The organism is Listeria sp. MAN/IMW/UF555 (genome assembly GCF_058684075.1).
Window position 1 is genome coordinate 867,531 of record NZ_JBZWZS010000001.1, and the last position, 21,802, is coordinate 889,332.

General features: G+C 37.9%; 19 protein-coding genes. 11 read left to right on the forward strand and 8 right to left on the reverse strand.

Going from position 1 to position 21,802, the window contains the following annotated elements:
• Positions 1 to 11: 11 nt before the first annotated feature.
• Both AC4PG8_RS04340 and AC4PG8_RS04345 read left to right on the forward strand, forming a co-directional pair.
• On the forward strand, positions 12 to 653 hold the full coding sequence (locus tag AC4PG8_RS04340) for an NAD(P)-dependent oxidoreductase (RefSeq protein ID WP_003761130.1): 642 nt from the start codon (positions 12 to 14) through the stop codon (positions 651 to 653).
• Positions 654 to 767: 114 nt separating this feature from the next.
• Positions 768 to 1,469, forward strand: a complete 702-nt coding sequence (locus AC4PG8_RS04345; protein ID WP_003765949.1) for a DUF554 domain-containing protein — start codon at positions 768 to 770, stop codon at positions 1,467 to 1,469.
• A gap of 34 nt (positions 1,470 to 1,503) precedes the next feature.
• On the opposite strand, the gene AC4PG8_RS04350 is transcribed toward AC4PG8_RS04345, so the two are convergent.
• Positions 1,504 to 2,394 carry a carbon-nitrogen hydrolase family protein gene (locus tag AC4PG8_RS04350; protein ID WP_492170062.1) on the reverse strand — a complete coding sequence of 297 codons (891 nt, stop codon included), beginning with the start codon at positions 2,392 to 2,394 and terminating at the stop codon, positions 1,504 to 1,506.
• Positions 2,395 to 2,493: 99 nt separating this feature from the next.
• Positions 2,494 to 3,150 (reverse strand): DUF5105 domain-containing protein, encoded by a 657-nt coding sequence (locus AC4PG8_RS04355; protein WP_045554539.1) that lies wholly within the window; start codon positions 3,148 to 3,150, stop codon positions 2,494 to 2,496.
• Positions 3,151 to 3,273: 123 nt separating this feature from the next.
• Here AC4PG8_RS04355 and ybaK point away from each other — a divergent pair, with 123 nt between their 5' ends.
• Positions 3,274 to 3,750, forward strand: a complete 477-nt coding sequence (ybaK, locus tag AC4PG8_RS04360) for a Cys-tRNA(Pro) deacylase (protein WP_185329830.1) — start codon at positions 3,274 to 3,276, stop codon at positions 3,748 to 3,750.
• Between the two features lie 25 nt (positions 3,751 to 3,775).
• A complete protein-coding gene (locus AC4PG8_RS04365) occupies positions 3,776 to 4,624 on the forward strand; it encodes a PhzF family phenazine biosynthesis protein (protein WP_185625153.1) in 849 nt (282 codons plus the stop codon).
• Positions 4,625 to 4,659: 35 nt separating this feature from the next.
• Here the strand turns inward: AC4PG8_RS04365 and AC4PG8_RS04370 are convergent, their stop codons facing one another.
• The 3 genes from AC4PG8_RS04370 to AC4PG8_RS04380 form a co-directional block, all read right to left on the reverse strand.
• Positions 4,660 to 9,087: an acyl-CoA dehydratase activase-related protein gene (locus AC4PG8_RS04370; protein ID WP_492170063.1), complete on the reverse strand. Its 4,428-nt coding sequence runs from the start codon at positions 9,085 to 9,087 to the stop codon at positions 4,660 to 4,662.
• A 263-nt stretch (positions 9,088 to 9,350) separates the two neighbouring features.
• The gene (locus tag AC4PG8_RS04375) at positions 9,351 to 10,727 is read right to left on the reverse strand and encodes an amino acid permease (protein WP_003761117.1); all 1,377 of its coding nucleotides are present in this window, start codon (positions 10,725 to 10,727) and stop codon (positions 9,351 to 9,353) included.
• 193 nt (positions 10,728 to 10,920) lie between these two features.
• Complete coding sequence (locus AC4PG8_RS04380; RefSeq protein ID WP_003770984.1) at positions 10,921 to 11,556, reverse strand: FMN-dependent NADH-azoreductase; 636 nt, start codon at positions 11,554 to 11,556, stop codon at positions 10,921 to 10,923.
• 195 nt (positions 11,557 to 11,751) lie between these two features.
• Here AC4PG8_RS04380 and AC4PG8_RS04385 point away from each other — a divergent pair, with 195 nt between their 5' ends.
• The 5 genes from AC4PG8_RS04385 (at position 11,752) to AC4PG8_RS04405 (ending at position 17,650) form a co-directional block, all read left to right on the forward strand.
• The gene (locus AC4PG8_RS04385) at positions 11,752 to 14,568 is read left to right on the forward strand and encodes a sigma-54-dependent transcriptional regulator (RefSeq protein WP_492170064.1); all 2,817 of its coding nucleotides are present in this window, start codon (positions 11,752 to 11,754) and stop codon (positions 14,566 to 14,568) included.
• Positions 14,569 to 14,856: 288 nt separating this feature from the next.
• Entirely contained in the window at positions 14,857 to 15,291 is a 435-nt protein-coding gene (locus tag AC4PG8_RS04390) for a mannose/fructose/sorbose PTS transporter subunit IIA (protein WP_033838008.1), read from the forward strand.
• Positions 15,291 to 15,776, forward strand: a complete 486-nt coding sequence (locus AC4PG8_RS04395) for a mannose/fructose/sorbose PTS transporter subunit IIB (protein WP_003765934.1) — start codon at positions 15,291 to 15,293, stop codon at positions 15,774 to 15,776. The genes AC4PG8_RS04390 and AC4PG8_RS04395 overlap by 1 nt, the downstream gene beginning before the upstream one ends.
• Positions 15,777 to 15,937: 161 nt before the next feature.
• Complete coding sequence (locus tag AC4PG8_RS04400) at positions 15,938 to 16,753, forward strand: PTS mannose/fructose/sorbose transporter subunit IIC (protein WP_003770981.1); 816 nt, start codon at positions 15,938 to 15,940, stop codon at positions 16,751 to 16,753.
• A gap of 18 nt (positions 16,754 to 16,771) precedes the next feature.
• Positions 16,772 to 17,650 (forward strand): PTS mannose transporter subunit IID, encoded by an 879-nt coding sequence (locus tag AC4PG8_RS04405; RefSeq protein WP_003761108.1) that lies wholly within the window; start codon positions 16,772 to 16,774, stop codon positions 17,648 to 17,650.
• Between the two features lie 74 nt (positions 17,651 to 17,724).
• Here AC4PG8_RS04405 and AC4PG8_RS04410 read toward each other — a convergent pair whose 3' ends face one another.
• The gene (locus tag AC4PG8_RS04410; protein WP_185311199.1) at positions 17,725 to 18,096 is read right to left on the reverse strand and encodes a hypothetical protein; all 372 of its coding nucleotides are present in this window, start codon (positions 18,094 to 18,096) and stop codon (positions 17,725 to 17,727) included.
• A gap of 12 nt (positions 18,097 to 18,108) precedes the next feature.
• Positions 18,109 to 19,518, reverse strand: coding sequence for a T7SS effector LXG polymorphic toxin (locus AC4PG8_RS04415; protein ID WP_492170065.1), 1,410 nt, complete (start codon positions 19,516 to 19,518; stop codon positions 18,109 to 18,111).
• A gap of 342 nt (positions 19,519 to 19,860) precedes the next feature.
• On the opposite strand from AC4PG8_RS04415, the gene AC4PG8_RS04420 reads away from it, so the two are divergent.
• A complete protein-coding gene (locus tag AC4PG8_RS04420; protein ID WP_185505329.1) occupies positions 19,861 to 20,328 on the forward strand; it encodes an Lmo0779 family protein in 468 nt (155 codons plus the stop codon).
• A 50-nt stretch (positions 20,329 to 20,378) separates the two neighbouring features.
• On the opposite strand, the gene AC4PG8_RS04425 is transcribed toward AC4PG8_RS04420, so the two are convergent.
• A complete protein-coding gene (locus AC4PG8_RS04425; RefSeq protein ID WP_003761103.1) occupies positions 20,379 to 20,762 on the reverse strand; it encodes a hypothetical protein in 384 nt (127 codons plus the stop codon).
• A gap of 157 nt (positions 20,763 to 20,919) precedes the next feature.
• Between AC4PG8_RS04425 and AC4PG8_RS04430 the strand changes: the two genes are divergently transcribed.
• Positions 20,920 to 21,786 carry an ROK family protein gene (locus tag AC4PG8_RS04430; protein WP_492170066.1) on the forward strand — a complete coding sequence of 289 codons (867 nt, stop codon included), beginning with the start codon at positions 20,920 to 20,922 and terminating at the stop codon, positions 21,784 to 21,786.
• Positions 21,787 to 21,802: the final 16 nt, after the last annotated feature.

The window sequence follows — 21,802 nt, forward strand, 5'->3', positions numbered from 1 at the left end:
GGGCTTTTTTCATGAAAATTGGTATTATTGGCGCTACGGGTCGAGCTGGTTCAAGAATTTTAGAAGAAGCAAAAAGCCGTGGCCACGAAGTAACGGCTATTGTTAGAAATGCCGGGAAAATAACGCAAACGCATAAGGATATTAATATTTTACAAAAAGATATTTTTGATTTAACTCTTTCAGATTTATCCGATCAAAATGTAGTCGTTGATGCTTATGGGGTCAGCCCGGATGAAGCAGAAAAACATGTGGATTCGCTTGATCATCTGATTTCTGTTTTAAATGGAACTGTATCTCCGCGCCTAATTGTCGTTGGCGGGGCAGCAAGTCTTCAAATTGATGAAGATGGTAATACCCTTTTAGAATCAAAAGGACTTAGAGAAGCACCATACTATCCAACTGCTCGTGCTCAAGCAAAACAGTTGGAACATTTAAAAGCAAATAAGGCAGAGTTTAGTTGGACTTACATTAGCCCTTCTGCCATGTTTGAGCCAGGTGAACGTACTGGCGAATATCAATCTGGGAAAGATCATCTTTTATTTGGTAGTGATGGTAATAGTTTTATCAGTATGGAAGATTATGCTATCGCCGTTTTAGATGAGATTGAGCGACCAAACCACTTAAATGAACGATTTACAGTGGCTGGAAAATAACACGAAAGTCGAAGGAGCAAAACGCTTCCTTCGACTTTTTTATCCGAAATAATACTCCCAATTGCCAGAAAATTCCTGTATACTAATGCTATATGCAAAAAAGGGAGGAAGAAAATGGTTCTACTTGGTGCGCTAGTTAACGGGCTAGGGATTTTAATTGGCTCTATAATTGGCATGAAATTACATAATATCCCTGAACGTATGAAAGATACTGTCATGAAAGGGATGGGTTTATCCGTTATCGTCCTTGGTATTCAAATGGCATTTAAAACGAGCAACTCGCTTATTGTTATTTTAAGTATTTGTTTTGGAGCTGTTATTGGTGAATGGCTTAATATAGATTACCACCTTAATCAACTCGGGCACTGGATTGAACGGAAAGTCGGGGCAAAAGGAAAAAGTAATGTTTCAAAAGGCTTTGTTACTGCTACACTTATTTTTGTGATTGGCGCGATGGGAATTATTGGCGCGCTTGATAGTGGCATTCGTGGTAATCATGATGTACTTTATACGAAATCAGTGATGGATGGATTTATCGCCCTTCTTCTTAGTACGACACTTGGTTGGGGCGTTATGCTCTCGGCTATTCCGGTGTTTTTATTTGAAGGCCTTATCGCGCTTTTTGCAACACAAATTAATCAATTCATTCCAGCAGACCTGATGGCACTTATTATTAAAGAACTAACGGCTACTGGCGGAATTATGATTTTGGCTATTGGTCTCAACCTGCTTGGTTTAACGAAAATTCGGGTCGCGAATCTGGTTCCGGGGATTTTGGTTGTTGCGCTGATTGTTGCGGGGCTTTATTATTTTTAAAAGAAAAAACAGAGAATCGCTCATCTCTGTTTTTTTAATTTCGTTTAAATGGCGCTTTTACATCTAAACTTATTAAATCTGTATAGGTTTGCGGTTTTCGGTAGGCATTTCCCCACGTTTCATTTTCCCGGTAATTTCGAATCTCATCTAAATTAAATTCAGCAATAAAAATACCTTCTGAAACGTCATCTGTTTCAATAATCGTATTATCTTGGTAATCTCCATTTTCATCAAAAACAATCGGGGAAAAAGCAGTGGATCTGCCCCATTTTTTTCCAGGATAGTTTGCCATTGCAACGCCAACCATATTTTCAAAAGCACGAGAGTTTAGTTGGTTCAGTCTAGCTGGATTCATATCGCATGCATTTGGAACAAGGGTAATTTCTGCTCCTTTTAACATTAAAACTCTGGCGCTTTCAGGGAATTCTCTGTCATAACATATCATCACACCAAGTTTTATGCCATCAAACTCACAAACATTAAATTCGTCCCCGTTTTGCAGCAATACTTCTAAAGAGAAATCGCACGTATGGACTTTAGCGTAATCTAGAATTATTTCTCCATTTCGGTCAATTATAATAGCTGTATTTTGCGGTTTTTGCTTTGTTTTAGATAAATAAGTAGCACAAACACCAATGTTTAGTTCTTTCGCGAGTTTTCTTAAAGTAGTAACGTATGCGCTATCTCGTGCTACTGCATCTGCCAACCACCGCGTGCGCTCTTCTTCAAAACTAGCATCCATTGGCTCATCAAAGGCTGTGTCAAAAGGTGGCGCGTAGCCGTTTGACCACATTTCGGGAAAAAGGACTAAATCGGCTCCTTTTCGGTGCGCTTCTTGTATATACTGTATAGATAAATTTAAATTTGCCTCTTTGTCATTTGGTACTGCTTGTTGTTGTACTAAAGCGACTTTAAGTGTAACCATGTGCCCCCTCCTATTCAACTAATTAACGCAATTATAACATCTATTGCTAAAAACAAAAAAACACTAACAACCCGAAAGTTGCTAGTGTCTATAAAAATCTTAGTTCATGCCACCCATGAAAAATGCTGTTGTTAATTCTTGCATGAATGCCATATCGTTTTGCATTTTCCATAATGAATCATCATCTGGATCTGCTTTTAGTTTAAGTGTAATTGTTTTTGCTTCTGATACTGCATCTGCATTTTGAACAGCTTTAGTGTAGATTTCCATTGTTTTTTCAGCCATTTTTTGATCATCTGTAGCTAGAGATGGATCAGCTGTTGCTGCTTTTGTTAGTTCTTCTACTAATTCTGTTTGAACGCCCTTCATGTCTAGGCCTTTAACAGCGAACTGAATTTCTGGACTTTCTTTGTCGTCATTTGTTACTTTAGTAGTGTACGATGTTTTTTCGTTTACTTGTTTACGAAGTGCATTATAGAAATCATCCACTTGTTTGTCTAAGTTAACATCACTTGAAAAACTTGCAGTGAATGTACTAATGAAGCTTTCTTTAAAACTAGTTTCAAATTCTTTTTCGAATTTAGAACCATCTTCACCATATACGTCTTTAACTTTATCCGTGTCTTTATTATAAACAACGGCGTTAACTGTGATTTCTCCTGCTTTTTTTGGTTCTACCCTTGATGCGCCGCCACATGCACTTAAAACAAGTACCATCGCAAGCACAAGAACCATACTAAATAACCCTTTTTTCATTAATAAATCTCCCTTTCTTATTTGAATTCCACTTCATTGTACAGAATGCAGGGATAAAAGCCAACTATTTTACTAAAAGTGTCATAATTTGTACATAAAATAAAATTAATTGAGGTGAAACACTTGAATAAAAAAACAAATGCGTGTCGAATTTTAGATAAACAGAAGATTAGTTACCAATTACGTGAGTATGAATGGAGTGAAGACGCGCTTGATGCACTTCATGTTGCGGCAGAAACGGGGAATAATCCTGCGCAAATTTTTAAAACGCTCGTTCTGACTGGCGACAAAACAGGGAATATCGTCGCCTGCATTCCAGCTGATAAAACCTTGCATTTGAAACACTTAGCGAAGATTAGCGGGAATAAAAAATGTGAATTAATTCCAGTTGATACGTTGGAAAAGCTAACCGGTTATATTCGCGGTGGTTGTTCTCCTATTGGTATGAAGAAACTATTTCCAACTTTTATTGATAATAGTGCAGAACAGCTGGATACTATCTTAATTTCAGCCGGAAAAAGAGGACTTCAAATCGAACTAGCCCCTTTTGACTTAAAAAAAGTAGTCCGTGCGGAGTTTGCGATGATTACCGAAGATTAAGTTTAACGAAGGAGAATGATGTTTTATGGATATATCCGTATACGTTGCAAGCGCATTTAGCAAAAATAACAACGGCGGAAATAAAGCTGGCGTAGTATTAAATGAACCAACATTAACTACCCAGCAAAAAATGGCGATTGCAAAACAACTAGGCTATGCGGAAACAGCTTTTGTAACCGATTCTAAAATTGCCGATTATAAATTAGAATATTTTACACCAAAAGAAGAAGTTGATTTATGTGGACATGCGACTATTGGTTCTTTTGCGATATTGATGCATTTAAATAAACTTCATAAGAATCAATATACAATCGAAACAAATAGCGGTGTTCTTACTATTACATTAAAAGACGGTACTATCTTCATGGAGCAAAATCGCCCAAATTTCTATGATATAATCCCGCCAAATGAGCTAACTGAATGCTTTGACTTAAACAAGGTTAATACAAACTATCAAGTTCAAATTGTCTCAACTGGTTTAAAAGATATATTAATTCCAATCACAAGTGAAATAGATTTACATGCCTTAGAGCCAAATTTTGAAAAGATCCGGGAAGTTAGTGCGACTTATGATGTCGTTGGAATGCATCTTTATACTTTTAATAACGACCGAATTATTTGTCGGAATTTCGCCCCGCTATACGACATTAATGAAGAAGCAGCAACAGGGACTTCGAATGCCGCTCTAGCTTGTTATCTTTATAAAAATCATTACTTGCGAAAAGAGAATTACCTGTTTGAACAGGGCTATTCTTTGGACTCGCCTTCTGAAGTCTTAGTTAATTTAGCATTGAGTAATAATGATGAGATAGAAAAAGTGTTTGTGGGTGGTAAAGGATATTACTGTGAAAAGAAGAATTTAACTATTGAATAGAAAAAAGCCGCCCGTTGGATGGGCGGCTTTTTTAATTAATCATTATCGGTTTGGACATGCTCATTGCTAGAAGCTACGTGCTTTACTTTCTGAGCAATCGCGCCAACTGGATCTGCATCGCGCGCTTGTTTCACTTTGTTTCCAATCATCTCGACTGGCGTACTTTCTCTAACTTGTTTTGCTTTACCAAGGATTTTTTCTCTTGGGTTAAATCGTGTGTTTGTTTCTTTCTCTGTGATAACTTCTGTCGTTTCTAGTTGTTTTCTAGCAATTGAGAGCATTAGTTTGATTCGATTTAGTTGATTCACAGAACTTGATCCGGCATCGTAGTCAATCGACATGATGTTAGCTTCTGGATACATTTTTTTGAGACCTTTAATCATTCCTCGACCAGTAATATGGTTTGGTAAGCAAGCAAATGGTTGTAAACAAGCGATATTCGGTACGTTACTATCGAGTAATTCAAACATTTCTCCTGTTAAGAACCAGCCTTCACCCATTTTATTTCCGAGAGATAGTAATTGACTCGCTTTTTCAGCGATAGATTCGATGCTTGCTGGTGCTTCAAAGCGTTCACTTTTCTTCAGCGCATCTGTCACTGGTTTGCGGAATTGATTAATGAGCGGAATCGCAACGCTTTGTTTCGCGAATGATTTTACTTTGGAACGTCCGAAAGTATTCGCTGCAAAATGATCGTCATAACAACAATATAAAATGAAATCTGTTAAGTCTGGAACAACCGCTTCTCCGCCCTCGTCTTCAATGACATCGACAATATTGTTATTAGCACCAGGATGGAATTTTACGAGAATTTCTCCAACCACGCCAACTCTTGGTTTCACTTCATTTGTAATTGGTAGATTGTCAAAAGCGCGAACCATTTCGTTCGCTAATTTTTTATATGCTACGAAAGAATAATTTTCCATTAGAGCACGTCCAGCATCAAGGTATTTACGGAATAGTTTATTCGCACTGCCTGGTTCGACTTCATATGGTCTGGTTCGGTATAGCATCCGGTCGAGCGCATCACCTAAGCTAATTCCAGCTAAGAAACGAATGAGAACTTTTGGTGTCATTTTAAAACCTGGTTGTTTTTCTAAACCGTTGGCGTTAAGCGAAATAACTGGGATATGATCTAGGCCTGCTTCTCCGAGAGCTTTTTTCAGCATCGAGATATAGTTGGTAGCCCGACATCCACCACCTGTTTGCGTCATCAATACAGCTAAATTATTTACATCATAATCGCCGTGTTTCAGTGCATCCATCATTTGTCCGATAGTTAAAATCGCCGGATAACATGCATCGTTATTGACGTAACGTAATCCCTCATCAACCGCACGAGGCGTAACTGCTGGTAACACTTCCAAGTTATAACCGCCCACTTTACAAGCTGCTTCTAACATTTCAAAATGGGTCGGAGCTAGCTGTGGCGCTAAAATAGTATAAGTTTTCTTCATTTCCTTTGTAAATAATGGTCGTTCTTTTGGTTTTGCCATAATTCCTGGTTTCACATTGTTTTTCTCACGTTCTTCCATTGCTGCTTTTAACGAACGTACGCGAATACGAGCGGCACCAAGGTTGTTGATTTCATCGATTTTAAGTAGTGTATATACTTTATTATGACCTTCAATGATTTCTTGGCACATATCCGTCGTAATTGCATCAAGTCCGCAACCAAATGACGTCAATTGCACAAATTCTAAATCTTCACTTTTAGCAGTAAAGCTGGCTGCGCGATATAGTCTGGCGTGATATTTCCACTGATTTTCGACGCGGAGTTTATGGTCAATTTCACCAAGATGAGAAATTGAATCTTCGGTAAGAACCGCCATGCCATTCATCGTAATAAGTTCAGGAATGCCGTGGTTTACTTCTGGATCAATATGATACGGGTGCCCAGCAAGAACAATTCCTTTAATTTTATTTTTCTTAATATAAGTAAGTGCCGCTTCTCCTTCAGCTTGAATATCTTTACGGCAAAGTTCTGCTTCCTCTAACCCAGCTTGGACTGCTTTTTCCATATCAGCAGCTGGAATTTCTGGGAATGCGAGACTCATTTGTTCGATCAATGCTTTTTCATTATCTAATGTTAAAAATGGACTAATCATTGGGATGTTTTTTTCTTCCAACGCATCCACATTCACACGAATAACTTCAGGATAACCGGCCACAACTGGACAGTTAAAGTTATTTGTCGCCTCGCCAAATTCTGGTTTTTCATAAACGACAGATGGATAGAAAATGCGATCCGCTTTTTTCTTAATTAAATCCATAATATGACCATGTGTTAATTTGGCTGGGAAACAAACCGCTTCAGAAGCAATCGTTTCGATACCTTTGTCATACAGGTTTTTAGACGATTTAGACGATAAAACGACACGGAAACCTAAGTTTGTTAAAATCGTATGCCACAGCGGATAGTTTTCAAAAACATTCAGCGCACGCGGTATGCCAATTGTGCCTCTTGTAGCTTCGGATTTTTTCAGCGATTTGTAATCAAAGGTCCGTTTTAATTTATACGCATATAAGTTTGGTAGTAAGTTGCGTTTTGTTTCGACACGTTCCCCGCGTTCACAACGGTTCCCACTAACAAACATCCGGTCATCGCCAAATCTTGTCACGGTTAGCTGGCATGTGTTACTACAAAGGTTACAACGCGATTGCGACGTATCTGCACTAAATTCACGTAATTTTTCCAGTACGAGCATTTCGGTCACTTCGCCAGTTTCATAATGTTCCCTGGCGATTAAAGCAGCACCATAAGCCCCCATCATTCCCGCAATATCCGGTCGAACAACTTCCCGCCCTGTTAAAAGCTCAAAAGCACGTAATACGGATTCATTGTAAAAAGTTCCGCCTTGAACGATGACTTTTTCACCAATATCTTTCGGGCTACGGAGTTTAATTACTTTTTGAAGGGCATTTTTTACGACGGAATATGCGAGACCCGCGGATAAATCTTCCATACTAACGCCTTCTTTTTGCACTTGTTTCACTTTGGAATTCATGAACACCGTACAGCGCGAACCTAAGTCAACTGGAGCTTTTGCTTCCAAGGCTCTGGCAGCGAATTCTTCAATGGATAAATTAAGTGTTTGCGCAAAAGTTTCAAGGAACGAACCACATCCGGCTGAACAAGCTTCATTAAGCATTAAGCTATCCAGTGCCCCTTTTTTAATTTTCATACATTTCATATCTTGTCCGCCAATGTCTAAAATAAAATCAACATCCGGCAAAAACTCACGAGCAGCACGATAATGCGCTACGGTTTCTATTTCGCCAACATCAATTTTAAGTGCGGCTTTAATAAGCGACTCGCCGTAACCTGTAATTCCCGACTGCGCTATTCGAACTTTTTCTGGTAAGATTTCATATAAATCGCTTGTTGCATCAATAACAGATTGAAGTGGATTACCGTTATTGCTTGAATAAAATGAGTATAAAATTTCATTGGTTTGGCTCATTAAAATTAATTTCGTTGTCGTTGAACCGGCATCAATTCCTAAATAAGCGTCGCCTTCATACTCTTCCAACTTCGCCCGTTTAGCTTTCATTTGATTATGACGTGCCCGAAAATCTTCTAAGTCTTCGTTATTTTCAAAAAGTGCTGGCAAAATAACCGTATCGGTCGCCATTGTTGTCATATCCATGTTAGACAGACGATTAATCATATCCGCCACTTTTATCGGTACATCGTTTAGCCCTGTAAAAGCAGTTCCAAGCGCAATAAAATATTCCGCATTTTGAGGTGCGATAATATCACTGTCTTTCATTTTAAGCGTTTCTGTAAAACGATAACGTAATTGATCAAGAAACGTAAGCGGACCTCCAAGAAAAGCTACTTTCCCGCGGATTGGGCGTCCACAAGCTAGCCCACTAATGGTTTGTGTAACAACACTTTGAAAAATCGATGCTGCTATATCTTCTTTTCTAGCACCTTCATTAAGTAATGGTTGCACGTCTGTTTTTGCGAAAACACCGCATCTAGAAGCGATTGGATAAATCGTATTCGCATTTTGCGCTAGTTCATTTAAACCAGTTGGATCGGTTTGAAGTAGTGTGGCGATTTGGTCAATAAAAGCACCCGTTCCCCCCGCGCACGCATTATTCATTCGCTGCTCAATCCCACCGCTGAAATAAATAATCTTCGCGTCTTCCCCGCCGAGCTCAATGACTACATCTGTCTCTGGAATTACCTGTTCTACTGCTTCAGTACAAGCAATTACTTCTTGCACAAATGGTACATTCAAAAATTTGGAGATGGCAAGCCCTGAAGACCCTGTAATTTTAAATGTCATTTCGGTCATGCCACATTTTTTTTGCATATCTTGCATGATTTCTAGTGTTACTTTTTTAATGTCGGAAAAATGTCTTCGGTACGTTTGAAATAAAATATCCCCCTGGTCGTTAAGTGCTACGGCTTTCGCTGTTGTTGATCCCACATCTAAACCTGCATGAATCATTTTCTCATCCCTTTCGTTACGCCCTACTTGATATGTACAAAAATTCACATATCATCCGTTAATTGTATACTGCTTCACATATGTACGCATTTATAAAAATGAGTGAGTACTCACTCGAAATGCGTAAAGGCATCAAAACCTCTAAACACCTATCATTCTACACGATTTTTTTGATTTGTAAAGAATTTCGCGGAGCTATTTTTGCTTCAAAAAAAGCAGTCACCCGCTAAAACTGCTTTCTTTAGCGAATGACTGTATTCTCGTTAATTATGTCTAATTTTTGTCTTTCGGTTTGATGCTTTTAAAATTTGATATGCTATAGCTAGAATTAAGAACCACACTGGAGTTACAAATAAAGCGATACGTGTATCTGCTGCAAATCCTAGAATAATCAATAATCCTGCAAAGAAAATCAAACTCACCCAGTTCATAAATGGCGATAATGGCATTTTAAATTTACTTTTGGCAGAGATTTCCGGATGTTTATGACGGAAACGTAAATGCGCCACTAAAATAATGCCCCAAACCCAGATAAAGCAAATCGTTGCGATACTTGTAACTAAAATAAATACTTGCTCTGGTAGAATATAGTTTAAAAATACACCGATAAGTAAGCATGCTGTAGAAGTGATTAACGCGGTTGCTGGCACTCCATTTGAACTTAGGTGATGCATTTTCTTCGGTGCTTTTCCTTCTGCTGAAAGTGTATAAAGCATCCGACTAGTACTAAAAATACCACTATTACAAGAAGACATCGCAGCTGTTAATACAACGAAATTAATAATTCCTGCCGCGGCCGGAATCCCAATCATCGTAAATACACTAACGAATGGACTTGTGTCAGGATCAATATTACTCCACGGATAAATGGACATTAGTACTAATAAAGCACCAATATAGAAAATCAAAATCCGGATTGGAATATTATTGATTGCTTTTGGAAGTGTCCGCTCTGGATCATCTGCTTCTCCCGCTGTCACCCCAACAAGTTCAATCCCAACAAACGAGAAGGTCGCCATTTGGAACGCGAGTAAAAATCCAGCTACTCCATTTGGGAAAAAGCCACCATAATCAATTAAATTAGAAAATGAAGCTGTACTAGTTCCATGTTTATAACCAATAAATACAAGCACAAATCCGATTACGATTAAAGCGATAATAACAACCACTTTAATAATCGCAAACCAAAACTCAATTTCGCCAAAAGCTTTGACTGTAGCTAAGTTAAATAATAGCAAAATTAGAACACAACCTAGCGCTGGAATCCACTGAGGTAAATCAGGTACCCAAAACTTCACGTACATTCCAACTGCTGTGATTTCTGCAATTCCGGTTACAATCCAGCAAAACCAGTAAGTCCAACCAGTAATAAAGCCAGCCCACGGTCCGATAAATTGTTCCGCAAATTCGGTAAAAGATCCTGTTGTTGGATTATGTATTAATAATTCTCCCAAAGCTCTCATAACAAAGAATAAAATAGCCCCAATAATTAAGTAAACTAACATGATAGAAGGTCCGGCTAAATGAATTGACTTCCCTGCTCCTAGAAAAAGCCCTGTACCAATTGCTCCGCCAATCGCAATCAACTGAATATGTCTATTTTTCAGTCCTCTTTGCAATTCTTCTTTTTGCTCTTCCATCTCTATTCATCCCTTTCGAGTAACTAAACAGAATAAAGTGCCGAGTTGAGTCAGCACTTTATCCATCAATCTACTTCTCTACTTTACCAATTTATAAAGGGATTAGCAATCTTTTTATATGTTTTTATTGGTCTAGACAGTTGATAATACTATATTAACATTTAATATTAAAAACTATTTTTCACAAACTTTTTTAGAATTCAGCAGCACTTTCATGCGCTACCGCTTTAGCAGCTGCAACGATTTCCGCTTCTTTGCTTGGATTGTGGTCAATACCTTCCACAAAAATCGATGGTACTACATCAATACCGATAAATTGTAAAATTGTGCGCAAATAAGGTTCTCCGTGAGTAAATGAACTTGTTGGTCCAGCAGAATAAATACCACCGCTACCATGAATCAAAATCGCTTTTTTACCTTTTAAAAGTGCTTCTGGACCGTGTTCTGTATAGCGGAATGATTTACCAGCAATAACAAAAGTGTCTACATAAGCTTTTAAAAGTGGCGGGATTCCAAGGTTCCAAAGTGGGAAAACGAATACATATTTGTCTGCTGCTAAGAATTGCTCTGTAAGCGCATTGTAGGCATTTAATCTTTTTTGTACATCTGGAGCTAAATCAGTAAATGCTTTACCTGCTTGTAATTCGCGGCCAGCTGTCATTAATTCTAAATCTAATAACGGAACTTCTGTATTATATAAAACTAATTCTTCTACTGTATCAGACGGATTTTTCGCTTTGTATTCGTCGATGAAAGTAGCTGCTACTTGCGAACTTCTGGATACTTCATTTGGAAGTGGTGACGCTTTAATAAATAGTACTTTTGACATTATGAAAACACCTCATTGATTTTATTTGTTCCTTCTATATAATAGTACTATCCGCGCGGGGAGTCAATTTGATTTTAAGCAAATAATCATTGACATTTTCACTAGGAATGCTAAGATAAATACAGAATTCTAGAGTGTATTAGTATCATTCAATACACACTCCGTTTTTCAATACACTAATTGGAGGTTTTATAATTGAAGCGTATTGACCGTATTTATGAATTTATTTTAGAAAACCCTTCAACTAAGTCGATTCGTGAGCAACTAGAAAATAATGAAGGCTTTACTGCAACTACTATTTCAGAAACATTAGATATTTTAAGAAATAACGTCAGCATGGAATTAAATGAACTTCATAGACAAGGCAAAATTATTAAAATCGTTGGGCGACCAGTGCTTTATTTTCCGAAACGAACGGTGGAAGAAGAAATTGGCCGCGTGCTTTCAGATGACGAACTAGAATTTGAAAGTTGTGAAGCACTTCTGAAAATTTTAAAGCCAAGTATCGTTGAAAGAAGCCCTTTCGATGATTTAATTGGCGTAAATGATAGCCTTAAAACCCCTGTCGAACAAGCCAAAGCAGCAGTACTTTATCCACCAAACGGCTTACATACAATGATTCTTGGACAAACTGGTGTGGGTAAAACATTGTTCGCTAACTTAATGTATCGTTTCTCGCAACATGCCAAACGATTGCCGGCTGATGCCCCGTTTATTATTTTCAACTGTGCCGATTACTACAATAACCCGCAACTCCTGATGTCCCATATTTTTGGTCATGTCAAAGGTGCCTTTACTGGTGCGGAAAATGATAAAGGCGGACTCGTTGAAAAAGCAGAAGGAGGTATTTTATTCCTCGATGAAATTCATCGTCTCCCTCCTGAAGGGCAAGAAATGATTTTTTATCTGATGGACTCTGGTACCTACAACAAACTCGGCGAAACTGACCGAACTCGAAAATCCAATGTTTTAATTATTGGAGCAACGACAGAAAATCCGGAATCTTCCTTATTAAAAACATTTATGCGTCGTATTCCGATTATTATTACTTTGCCAAGTTTAGAAGAAAGAACTGCTTTTGAACGAGTAGAACTGCTTAAATACTTACTTTCTAGCGAGGCGCACCGTGTAAATAAACCGATTCGGATTGAAGATGAGGCTGCCAAAGCGCTGATTGGTAATACTACTTACGGCAATATCGGCCAGTTGAAATCAAACATTCAACTCGTTTGTGCGCAAGGTTTTTTAAACAGTTTTGATAAAGACGATGAAATTTTAATCGATTTTAAAACTTTACCGATAAATATTAAAGATGGCTTTTTCCACTTTAGTAATCGGCGCAAAGAACTTCAAGCAATCGCGGAATATCTAGAGCCCTACACGACGATTTTCCCTGAGCTAAACAACACGTTAATTACCTCCGATGAATATGAGCCAAACTTCAATCTTTATAAAATTATTGAAGATAAAGCTTCTATTTTAATGGATCAAGGTGTTGAAGATGACGATATTAAGAAATTTATCAAGATGGATATTGATATTCACCTCAACAGTTTCTATAACAAATTCAAAAATACCATCCATAATCGCGAAAATATTTTAAAAATCGTGAATGAAGAAATCCTTAATTTTGCAGAAGGTATTGAACAAAGAATCGAGCATCAGCTAGGCAAAAAGTTAAATGAGCGCTTCTTACTCGCCTTTAGTCTGCACTTGACTTCCTTTATTAAACGCATTGAAAGTAACAAACCGTTAAAATACACGAATATCGAAAATGTAGTTAATGACCAACCTGAAGCGTACGAATTATCTCGTGAAATTAAAGATGATATTGAAGCTACTTTCCACATTCGCGTTCCAAATATGGAAGTAATGTATCTAACCCTTCTCATTAGCTCCTTGCTTAAAGAACAAGAAAATGCGCGCGTTGCTGTACTTGTTGCTACTCATGGAAATAATACCGCTAGCAGTATGGTTAGCGTTGCGAAAAAATTACTCGGCGAAGGATTGGTCGAAGGAATTGATATGCCGCTTGACCAAAGTCCGAAAATCGTGCTGGATAAGCTGACTGAACGAGCGAAAGAAATGGATATGGGACGTGGTCTACTTCTACTTGTTGATATGGGCTCACTCACAAGTTTTGCTCCAGTTATTTCTGAACGTACGGGCATTCCGGTTCGCTCAATTGATATGGTTTCAACCGCGACAGTTATCGAAGCCGTACGTAAATCAAACATTCTTGATATGGAACTAGATAGTATTTACGATTCACTGAAAGATTTCCGCGGCTACGGGGGTTATAATTCTGATGATGACACACTCGATTCCAATCAAAAACCACATGCTATCGTTACTATTTGTGCGACTGGCGAAGGAACTGCTGAAAAACTTCAACTATTTATTGAAAATATTTTAGATACTATCACAACGGACGCCATCAAAGTCATCCCAATCGGTTTACATGAAATGGATACGAGATTAGAACAGCTACAAGAAGAAAACGATATTTTAATGGCTGTCGGAATTCAAGATCCAAAAATCCAAATCCCCTTCATCCCGCTTGAACGACTTTTTGGCATTGACGGTGAAGAACAATTAGTTAGCCTAGTTAAACAACGCAACATTATTGTTAAAAAAGGCGAAACTGGTCGAATCGCAAAAGAAATTATCGAAGAAAGCCTTAATGAATTTCTAACCTATCTTAATCCAAAGAAAACAATCGAAATTCTGAGCTCTTTTGCATCTGTATTAGAGAAAAAACTAGGTTACAAACTGGATAATACTTTTAAAATTAATTTACTTATCCATGTAGGTTGCGCCCTAGAACGAATGGTTTTAAATGATGGTTTAGTCTACCGCGAACCAAAAACCATGCTAGATACAGATATTTTCAGTGCATTAGAACAAACAAATAAAGAAGTCATCTACAAAATGAACTTAAAGCTTACAAATGATGAACTTTGTTATTTGTATGATATTTTGAACGAAATTCAACCAGAAGTACTTTCATAAACATCAGAAAGCCAACAAAATTCTTACGTTGGCTTTTTTTATTTTCAACTATTGCGTTTTCTGCTACATTTTTTAGGGTAATGTTGTATGTATGTCTAAGATAAATATTTAGTGTATTAATGTAGTTATATAGCGTATTAAGCTCCTATTCACCTTTTAGTACACGCTTACAGAAGCCTTGAACCACTTCTATTAATAAAGGGGGTAGTTTAATACAGAAAAGTTGGCACAGTTTTTGCGTTAGTATTAATGGATGCTTCATATCCACGCTTTAAGGAGGAGATACTTATGCCAGTTGCAATTATTATTGGGACACATGGTGAAGCTGCGCGTGAATTGCTCAAATCAGCAGAAATGATTATCGGCAAACAGGACAATGTTGAATTTATTACGTTTGTTCCTGGAGAAAACACTGATACGCTTATTACCAAATATAAAGAAAAACTAGACAAATTAGATACTTCAGAAGGTGTTATTTTTATGGTCGACTTATTTGGTGGTAGTCCTTATAATGCTTCTAGCCAAATTGCCCTTCCAGAAGAGAATATGGACGTTATAACGGGCGTCAATATCCCAATGTTACTTGAAACACTCTCCATGCGTGCTGCAAGTAATCAAAAAGATCTAGTTAAAACTGCTATAACAGCAGGAAGTGATGGCGTTAAGTCACTGAAAGCATCATTACCAAAAAAAGAAACCGAAGTCGGGGAGGACGATTTATAATGGAAATTCGCTTAGCACGTATTGATGACCGCTTAATTCACGGTCAAGTAGCAACAGTTTGGACAAAAGAAACACAGGTAGAACGTATTATTGTTATAAGTGATGATGTAGCAAAGGATGAAGTGCGTAAAACCCTTCTTACACAAGTAGCACCTCCAGGAGTTAAAGCTAGTGTTGTTGACGTACAAAAAGGAATTCGTGTATACAATAATCCTAAATACGCAAAAACTCCAGTAATGCTTTTATTTACTAACCCAACAGATGTATTAACTTTAGTAGAAGCTGGTGTCAATATCACAACTGTTAATATTGGTGGCATGGCATTCCGCGAAGGTAAACATATGATTACCAATGCAGTTTCTGTCGATGCAACAGACGAAGCAGCATTCCGCAAATTAGACGAAAAAGGAATCGAACTAGAAATCCGTAAAGTCGCTTCTGATAATAAAGTAAAACTCATTCCACTACTTGATAAAGAAAAGTAGGCTTTCATTTTTAAAGTAGAAAGATATGCAAACGTTTAAAGGAAGACCTTTAAAGGGGTGATTCATGAATAAAAGCTCATGTAACAGACGCTTTCATTATTCAGTCATCATATTGAAATTATCTTTTTTATCATTTTAAAGAAAAATTGGGAGGGAAATATATGTCAGCAATACAATTAATCCTTGTATTCCTCGTATCATGTATTAGTGGTATGGGTAGTATTTTGGATGAGTGGCAAACGCACCGTCCATTAATTGCCTGTACATTAATCGGTCTTGTTTTAGGGGATATTACAACCGGTATCATTATTGGGGGAACACTTGAAATGATCGCGCTTGGCTGGATGAACATCGGAGCTGCTGTTGCACCTGATGCTGCACTTGCATCTATTATTTCTACTATCTTAGTTATTACAGGGGGACAAGATATTAGCGTAGGTATTTCGCTTGCGATTCCTTTAGCTGCTCTTGGTCAAGTACTTACAATTCTAGTTCGTACAATTACAGTTGCTTTCCAACACATGGCTGATAAAGCTGGTAAGGAAGGTAATCTGCGAAGTCTCGACTGGATACATGTTACTGCACTACTACTTCAAGCAATGCGTATCGCAATTCCAGCCGTTATCGTTGCGGTAACAGTTGGTACTAGCGCCGTAGAAAATTTACTCAATGCCATTCCTGATGTTATTGTTAATGGTCTTAACGTAGCTGGTGGATTTATCGTTGTTGTTGGTTACGCAATGGTTATTAACATGATGTCAGCTAAATATTTAATGCCTTTCTTCTTCTTAGGTTTTGTTGTAGCAGCATTTACTGCCTTCAACTTAGTAGCACTAGGTGTTCTAGGACTAGTTGCAGCAATCGTATATATCCAACTAAATCCTAAATATCAATTGAAAGAAGCTATCCAACAATACGGTGGAGGCGGCGGCGGACGATCAGCGGATGATGATCTCGACGACGACCTTGACGACTAAGGAAGGGGGAGAAAAAATATGAGTGAACAAATTACAGTTAATGAAAAGAAAATAACGAAAAGTGATTTAATGGGCGTTTTCATTCGTTCCAACCTCTTCCAAGGGTCGTGGAACTTTGAACGTATGCAATCTCTAGGTTTCTGTTTCTCAGTAATCCCAGTAATCAAACGTCTTTATCCTGAAAAAGGACCTGATAGAGAACAAGCTATCAAACGTCACCTTGAGTTCTTTAATACCCATCCATATATGGCCGCACCTATCTTAGGTGTAACTACTGCGATGGAAGAACAAAAAGCCAATGGCGCTGATATTGACGACGGCGCTATCAATGGTATTAAAGTTGGTCTAATGGGACCACTTGCCGGTGTTGGGGATCCAATTTTCTGGGGAACTGTTCGTCCGGTACTTGCCGCTTTAGGTGCAGGTTTTGCAACTGACGGTAGTATCATCGGGCCAATTTTATTCTTCGTACTATTTAATGCAATTCGTCTAGGTTTCCGTTATTGGGGCGTGTTCTACGGATATACAAAAGGTACAGATGTTGTATCTGATATGTCTGGCGGCCTGCTTCAAAAACTAACAGAAGGAGCTTCCATTCTCGGACTATTCGTTATGGGTGCCCTTGTTAATAAATGGACCACAATCTATGTTCCACTAGTAGCTTATACAACAGAAGACTCTAAAACTGGTAAAGACGTTCCAACTACTGTTCAAAGTATCTTGGACCAATTAATGCCAGGTCTTCTTGCCCTTCTACTAACATTCGCTTGTATGTGGATTCTGAAGAAAAAAGTCAATGCTTTATGGCTAATTTTGGGACTATTCGTTGTTGGTATTCTAGGTTACTGGTCTGGTATTTTAGGACTTCCACCAGCTGGGTATTCACCGCTAGGGTAATGGGTGGTTATAATAATTTGGAAAGAACCGGGATTAATCCCGGTTCTTTTTTGTGTCTTATCTGGACTTTTTTCTCATTCAGTATCTATTCTATGAACCTTCAATTCTACAAAATCCCCTTTATGAATATCTTGAGCAATATCACCCTCGGATATATCTATTTTAAATTCACCAATTTGTATAATTGAATCTGTTGCATCTATTAGTTCTCCTTTTAAAATATACAAATCTGGATTGTCATTAGGAACCTCCATACTAAATTCTTTTTGATTAAGTTTAAAAATATCAAATGGATCAAAGCAAAAAATAAGCTCATTATATAAACCATTTAGAGCAAGCTCACATGGATGAGAGAAACAAACTACATTATATTCTCCATCAGTTAAAACGACATCCGCTTCCTTTGCGGCCTCATCTAACCAATAGATTGATTTTACTTTTATCATTTTTACTTCCTCCTATTTTTCTAACTTTAGGCTGGGAGCTTTTTTCATAAGCTGCTTCACACTTTTCAAATGAAAAGTAGTTATACTCCCTGTTTCTCTATCCAGCCCAACAAATGCATATTTTGCTTTGCCTTTTCCACCAACAAGTTTCACATAACCATTTATTTCTGGAACATATTGCCCTGTACTAATTACTTGATTAGCATCATTTAAGTAATCATTCCTTGAATACCTTTTTAAATTTAATGTATCCATTATTTCTCTACTATGTTTTTTAAAATGTTCTTTAAAAAGTTCTTCATTATTAAATTCAATTCTCTGTCGAATAGAATTATTTTGCAATTTAGTTCGTAAAGCTTTATTCCTAGCAACAGCAATCCCAAAGCCTAATCCTAGTGCCATATCGGTCAAACCAGCGTCATCCATTGCATCCTTCACGCTAGCTACATAAGCAGAGGACCTCAGTGTCGCCCCGGAAAATCCGGTTACTTTTTGACCATTTAAGTAGTTGACGCCGTCTTTCCATGCGTCATTTACTTTGCGTTCGAGCTCTTCACCGGAAAGATTTGTGTACAGAATAGGGTCTAACTCGGCTCCATTTTCCTCTAGAAAAGCTTGGAGTTCTTTGTTAGTGGCGCGTTTGCCGTCTCGTTCCAGCAGCCACATCGTGACGGTTTCGCCTTTGTCATTCACATACGTATAGGCGAATAACTGATAGTCTTCGAATGCTTCTGGAAAAGGATCTTTCGCGTTTTCTTTGCGCGCTTTATCCATCGCTTTTCTCATCAAACTAATCGATGCATGAACGCTTTTAGGTACAGCATAGGTGCCTGTTTTCTCATGGAACGTCACATTTTGTTTCAGCTCTTGCACCGCTCGTCCTGTGGAGTGAATGAGTTCGGTTAACGCACTAAAAAACTGGGCGTGACTTTGTTCAAAGGCGATGTACCTCTCTAGTATATCTTCTTTTTGGATGGCTTGCAGTAATTGCGTGTGTGCACTTCTTGCTCGGACTACGTATACTTGTTGCATATCCGGTTTCGTATTCGGCGCGATGAGTTGGCGATGTAAGTCTTCTTCTTTTCGCTGCAAATGCACCACTTTTGCCATTGCCTCTTGGAGAATTTCCGCATCGATTCGGGCGGACGGCGAGCTGTCGACTTGGCTACCAAACTCGCGTATGTATTGTGCTAAACGTTCTTCGCTTTCCTCTAAAGCTTCTAAAATACTTTGTGCAATAGAGGGATAACTGGAAGCAAAGTAGCTTTGGGAAGCTGATACCGCTTGCCCTTTTAAACTTTTATCTTGCGCATACTTGCTCGCTGCTTGTTGAATTCCGCGTATCATCTTTTTAGCCTCGGCATTACTGCTTCGTAATCCTTGAAGAAAATCATTGAGTTCTGCAATGTCAATCCTACTCATTTTCTAAGGATGCTTTCCACGTTTTGTCGGAAAGTACTTTCATGAATTTTTCTATCTATCATCATGCTACTCCTTCTCTATGAAATATAAGTATATTATATCATTGGTATCGCTTTCATTTTGTGATCGTTTTGTGAATCTATACCTTGAAAATAAGCTTTAATTTATTTTTTTAGATACTACTTTCACTTTACATAATAGTTAAAATTCATATTCTTCCGATTTTGACTATAATTGTATCTATGAGGAAATCAATCTTGAAGCCAGTTCTCCCTTTTCCTCCTGTAATTATGTTACAATATGACTAAACTATATCAATGATAGATTGTGAGTGATAACTAAATGGTTTGGGATGCTACTAATATCTTTTTATTCATTGCCAACATATTGACGTTACTGTATATCTTGTATAATGATGCAGTAATTCCTCTTTCAAAAGGTAAAACAGTCTTAAGTGTCAAATTGCGTTCTCGCGGACGTTGGGATGGCTATATTTTCGTCGGAATCATTGTTCTTTTATTTGTTTCCAATACATTCTTTCGTGAAGGTCCGTTCTCTACTTCGGTATTACTTGCTGTTATGGGTGTATTATTCATCTATATTTGTTTCTTCCGTAGTTCAAAAGCTGTTTTTAAAGAAACAGGACTTTATTATGCCCTTCTATTCTTCCCATACGCTAAAATCGAACGAATGAATTTATCGGAAGACGGTGTGTTAGTCATTGAAACTAATCGCCAACGTTTAATGCTCTTTGCAAGATCTGAACAAGATTTAGAAAAAATGCTCGCTGTATTTACTACATATAGCTAAAAAACGCCACGCTCACCTTCCCTTTTAAGAGAATGGAGCATGGCGTTTTTTTATATACCAACATTACTTAATTCTATTTCCGGAATAACAAATTCAACAAATCTTCCATGGAGCATTTCGATTTCTTCGCTGAATTTCGTATCAAAACAAATAATACTTTCTTCTAGACGGAGTACCGCAAAGCCATCTTCCTCGTAGTCTTCTAACTTACCAACTACATGAACTAAGCCATCTTCATCTATTTCTAATAAACAATGTTTTTCTTCACTTTCATGCAAAAGTTCCGCGGTAATCATATCAGGTATCGTAATTTCTACCGTGTAAACCCTACTTGGTTCTGGGTCTTCATCGGCCCATATACCAACGCATTCACCATATTCACTACTAAAAGCGATTCTGCCGTCAGTCAATTTTTTTTGAACCTTTATCTCCACTAACCATTTCCTCCTGCGCTTCAAATTCTTGCTTTATTATAGCACAAAACTCGAAAGTGACGGTAATTTTTAGCAAAGTAATTTCACTTTTTATTTGTCATTTGTCTTATTTAAAAGTATGATAAGTATATACTTTTTATAAAAAGGAGATCGGATTATGACGATACTAGCATTTGATATGGGTGGTACCGCAGTGAAGTATGGCGTTTTAACAACAGAAGGCGCAATACTAGAAAAGGGTAAATTTACAACTCCGGATAATTTGGATGAAATGATACAATTATTGGTGGATGTGAAATCTAATTATGACTATTCTTTCCAAGGTGCTGCTTTTAGTTGTCCTGGTGCAGTAAATAATGAAACCGGCATCATTGGCGGAGCGAGCGCAATTCCTTACATACATAACTTTCCTTTCAAACAATTACTTGAAGAAAAACTCGGGCTTCCGGTTACAATGGAAAATGACGCCAACTGTGCGGCTTTAGCAGAAGTTTGGATTGGAGCAGCTAAAGATAAACAAGATATTATTTTTATGATACTTGGAAGTGGCGTAGGTGGCACCGTTATTCGTGGTGGTAAAGTACATCATGGCGCGAATTTACATGGCGGCGAATTTGGTTATATGTTGATGGACCGTGATGGACACACACTTAGCGAGCTTGGTACTGTCGTAAATGCTGCTACTCGGATTTCAGAACGCCTGGAGCTCCCTGCTGATGAAGTCGATGGTCATCTTGTTTTTAAGCTTCGTTCAGAAGGAAATGAGGTCGCCAAAGAAGAACTTGAGACAATGTTTTATTATTTAGCTCGAAGTATTTTTAATTTACAGTATGCACTTGATCCTGAGATGGTTGTGATCGGTGGCGGTGTGAGTGAACGTCCTGATTTTATAACTGAACTAAATAGCTACGTCGATCAAGTAAAGGCGAGTGTTCCGATTGCTACAATTCGCCCAACTGTAGTTAGTTGTCAGTTCGGAAATGATGCCAACTTAATTGGTGCAACTGCCTTTCATTTAGCATAAAAAAAGAAGCTGGACA